The following is a 3873-nucleotide window of genomic DNA, read 5'->3' as shown; positions in this document are numbered from 1 at the left end:
AAGTCCCGGGTCTTACGCTTCAGAACGCATGGGCTGATGAGCGCGCGGCCTGAATGTTTGTTTCGATCATTGACGGCCAAAAGGAACTGAGATGGCAAGTCTAGTCAAGGACCAGAACGCGACGTGCTGGCTCATCCGTCCAGCGCATCCCCTGCAGAGCCTCAATTGATCCCAAGGAGGTCATGATGACACAACCGTTCACGTTTGAGAGTGCTATACCTCGTATCGTATTTGGCATTGGATCCATCTCAAAAGTCTCCGAGGAATTGGGCCGCCTTGGACGTGGCAGGGCGCTTGTCTTGTCGACTCCTCATCAGGAAAATGATGCGCAAGCGCTGGCGAGCGCGCTGGGCGAACTTGCAGTGGGGGTGTTCAACCGCGCAGTCATGCACACGCCGGTCGATGTCACGACCGAGGCACTTTCCATGTTCAATGGATCCGGAGCGGATTGTATCGTGTCGCTCGGTGGAGGATCGACGATTGGATTGGGGAAGGCCATCGCCCTGAGAAACAACGCGCCCCAGCTTGTGGTCGCCACGACCTATGCCGGTTCCGAGGTGACGCCAATTCTCGGGGAGACGGAAAACGGGATCAAGACTACGATCCGCACGTCATCGGTTCTTCCAAAGACGGTCATTTATGATCCCGAACTGACCTTCGGCCTGCCCGTTCCGATGAGCGTCACAAGTGGCCTCAATGCCATGGCTCACGCCGTGGAGGGGCTTTATGCCCAAGACCGCAATCCCATCGCGTCGCTTATGGCTATGGAGGGGCTTGCCGCCTTGCGCAAAGCGCTTCCCGCCATAGTCAACTTGCCCCGGGACCCGCTGGCGCGGACAGATGCGCTTTACGGGTCCTGGCTCTGCGGTGTTGTTCTTGGAGCGGTAGGCATGTCGTTGCACCACAAGCTTTGTCACACACTCGGGGGAACCTTCGATCTGCCGCATGCGGAAACGCACGCGATTCTGCTGCCGCACACGGTCTCCTATATAGAACAGGCTGTTCCGGAACTGCTCGCGCCCGTCGCGCGGCTGTTCGGCGCGCCTCGCGCTGGTACGGGTCTGCATGATTTTGCGCTTAGCATTGGCGCACCGATGAGGCTTCGCGATCTGGGTGTGACGGGTGACGATCTTGATCGGGCGACGGCGCTTGCCGTCAGCCATCCCTACTGGAGCCCACGTCCCCTGGAGGCCGGTGGAATAAGGGCTTTGCTCCAGAATGCATGGCAAGGCGTCAGGCCCCACCTGAGATAGGCAACGGTACCCTATGGGCCGCTAGCAGGGCCTGCTTCTAGAACCTCGACCCGATACTTTCATTCAGCACCAAAAGGAGCGGCAATGGCTGGTTACTTCTCGGAAGACGCCTCGGCGGATGCGGTTAACGAACGGATGGGACCCGATATCGATCCTCGTTTGAAGAATGTCATGAGCTGTCTGGTGAAGCATCTCCACGCATTCGTCAAAGAGGCTCGGCTAACGCAGGAAGAGTGGGAGATTGCAATCAATTTTCTGACCGCGACCGGGAAAATTTGCTCAGAGCAGCGGCAAGAATTTATCCTTCTTTCCGACACGTTGGGCGTATCCATGCTCGTCGACGCCATGAATAATCGCAGGCAACCAGGTGCAACGGAGAACACTGTACTCGGGCCTTTCCACGTGCACGGAGCGCCGCACCGCGAGATGGGGGATTGCATTACTCTCGACAGCAAGGGTGAAAGCTGCCTATTCGAGGGCTTGGTAACCGATCTTGACGGCAATCCCATCGCAGGCGCCTGTATCGACGTATGGTCGGACAATGCCGATGGCTTTTATGATGTGCAGCAGCCTCAAATCCAACCTCAATGGAATAACCGCGGTGTTTTCGTAACCGGCCCCGACGGTCACTATTGCTTCATTGGTATCAAACCGGTTTCGTATCCCATTCCTGACGATGGACCGGTCGGCAAAATGCTTGAGCGGCTTGGCAGGCATCCTTATCGCCCTGCCCATATGCACTATATCGTCACCGCCACGGGCTACCAAAAACTTGTCACACACACATTCGTCGGTGACGACGATTACCTCGCTTCCGACGCCGTCTTCGGCGTTAAGGCAACGTTGATGGCGCCGTATCAGCGGGTTTTGGACGGAAGAACGCAATGGCGTTCCCCGTTCGATTTCGTGCTCAATCCAGCGTGAGTATCACCATGCCAAATATCAAGATTTATACGGATAAGGGGCTTCCTAAACACACGCAACTCTGTGTTCGCGAGAGCCTAGCGCCACTGAGAGAAATCATCTGCCGTGTGTTGAAGGTCGAAAATTCAGCCTGCCAATTTGCCATCGTACCGGCCTATGTCATGGCTGGCCAAGCCGTGGTGAATGTTGAAATAGCCATCCTGCCCAAACCAGAACGCACGCATCCCATGCTTGCCGCCCTAGCTGAGGAAGTCCAACTTTTGATGGCGCGAATGTCATTGAAGGCCGAGTTGCCGTGCGGCTATCGATCCTCGACCCGGCGACGTACATTTCTTTGAAATAAATGCTTGTCCGGCGGGACTGCAAGCCCCGCTTGGCTTCATTGTTATGCCCGTGGCGCGATGGGAGCTTTTTTCCCGCGTCCCCAGAGAATGAACAGGCATATGGGGAGCAGGACGGCATTCAGCGGCAGAGCCGACAGTTCGCCGCGTGAGGTATGAAAAATGATCGCAGAGATTTGCAGCACCACGCATCCTAGGGCGGCAAGAACCGTCAACCGAGGTAGGATGCGCGTGAGGGCAGGCAGGAGAATACCGATGCCGCCTGAAAAATCGACGAGACCCATCAGCCGAAGGAACCAGGGCGGCACCTCCCGGGCCAGACCCACATTGATGCCAACTGATCGATCGGCATGAAAAGCTTCATGTAACCAAAGACTGTAAAGGCGAAAAAGACAAATGCTTGAGCGATCCAAAGCCCGACCTGCATTGATTTTGCGGCCGGTGTTGTCGAGGACGAAGTCGCGTTGGGTGACATCTGGTATCTCCGGAAAAGTCGTGAACAAACACCAGTGGGACGCGCATCCGGGAGCCGTTCAGAGACCCGTGGAAGCCGCATCGATATGTGGCATTGTGTTGATCTTATGAAGCCAAGACCCCCAAATAAAGCTGTATAATTCTGCTTATATCATTCAGGAAAACTGATATAGATGTCTTGCTTGGAATTCATCTAGCGCGCCTGCAGAAACGCTCAATCATCTGGAAACGCCATGGATGCGCTAACCCTCGACCAGTTTCTGGTATTCATCACCACAGTCGAGGAGGGCAGTTTTGCTGCGGCGGCAAGGCGTATGAACAGAGCGCAATCAGCGATCACCTACACCATTCAGAAGCTGGAGGAGCAAAGCGGGCTGCCGCTCTTCGACCGCTCGGCCTATCGTCCGACACTTACCGAGGCCGGAAAGGCGCTGCTGCCGCGGGCGCGACGCATACTTGACGACGTTGCAGACTGGAGGCATCAGGCACAGGGGATTACAAAGGGGCTGGAGGCAGAACTGACGCTCGCTGTCGTCAGCTATGCGCCGCCCGATCTCCTAAGCCGGGTCCTGAGCGCGTTCAATACGGAGTTTCCCTTTGTCGAAATTCGTTTGCTCACCGAAACCTTCGATGCCGCGGCAAAGGCATTGCGGGATGGAATGGTCGATCTCGCACTGCTTGCCGAGCGTCAGCCAGAGGCGTTTGAGCGACGCGTGTGCGGCCGGATCGATCTGGTACCCGTGGCAGCTGCCACGCACGCGCTCGCCAGGAGCGAAGGGCCATTCAGCGCCGCGCGGCTGCGGGACCACACACAATTGGTCATCAGTCCAGCTCCCCATCTGGACAGTGGGCGGGACTACGGTGTGCTTGCCGCCAATCGG

5 protein-coding genes are annotated in these 3873 nt (G+C 56.8%); 4 read left to right on the top strand and 1 reads right to left on the bottom strand.

The window, feature by feature from the left end; all coding sequences use genetic code 11:
- Positions 1 to 185: 185 nt before the first annotated feature.
- From A3AY_RS0126560 to A3AY_RS0126550, 3 genes are all read left to right on the top strand, one after another.
- Positions 186 to 1253 (top strand): maleylacetate reductase, encoded by a 1068-nt coding sequence (locus tag A3AY_RS0126560; RefSeq protein WP_026203853.1) that lies wholly within the window; start codon positions 186 to 188, stop codon positions 1251 to 1253.
- A gap of 84 nt (positions 1254 to 1337) precedes the next feature.
- Entirely contained in the window at positions 1338 to 2177 is an 840-nt protein-coding gene (locus tag A3AY_RS0126555; RefSeq protein ID WP_018328717.1) for an intradiol ring-cleavage dioxygenase, read from the top strand.
- A gap of 8 nt (positions 2178 to 2185) precedes the next feature.
- Positions 2186 to 2515 carry a hypothetical protein gene (locus A3AY_RS0126550; protein ID WP_018328716.1) on the top strand — a complete coding sequence of 110 codons (330 nt, stop codon included), beginning with the start codon at positions 2186 to 2188 and terminating at the stop codon, positions 2513 to 2515.
- Positions 2516 to 2562: 47 nt separating this feature from the next.
- Here A3AY_RS0126550 and A3AY_RS36190 read toward each other — a convergent pair whose 3' ends face one another.
- Positions 2563 to 3021: a DoxX family protein gene (locus A3AY_RS36190; RefSeq protein WP_338053526.1), complete on the bottom strand. Its 459-nt coding sequence runs from the start codon at positions 3019 to 3021 to the stop codon at positions 2563 to 2565.
- Positions 3022 to 3225: 204 nt separating this feature from the next.
- Between A3AY_RS36190 and A3AY_RS0126540 the strand changes: the two genes are divergently transcribed.
- The coding region (locus A3AY_RS0126540) for a LysR family transcriptional regulator (protein ID WP_018328715.1) at positions 3226 to 3873 on the top strand (648 nt) is incomplete at its 3' end.

It is taken from the genome of Rhizobium giardinii bv. giardinii H152, assembly GCF_000379605.1.
GTDB classification, from domain to species: Bacteria; Pseudomonadota; Alphaproteobacteria; order Rhizobiales; family Rhizobiaceae; genus Pararhizobium; species Pararhizobium giardinii.
The sequence above is the reverse complement of the archived record's forward strand: the minus strand, read 5'-3'. Positions and strand labels throughout refer to the sequence as shown.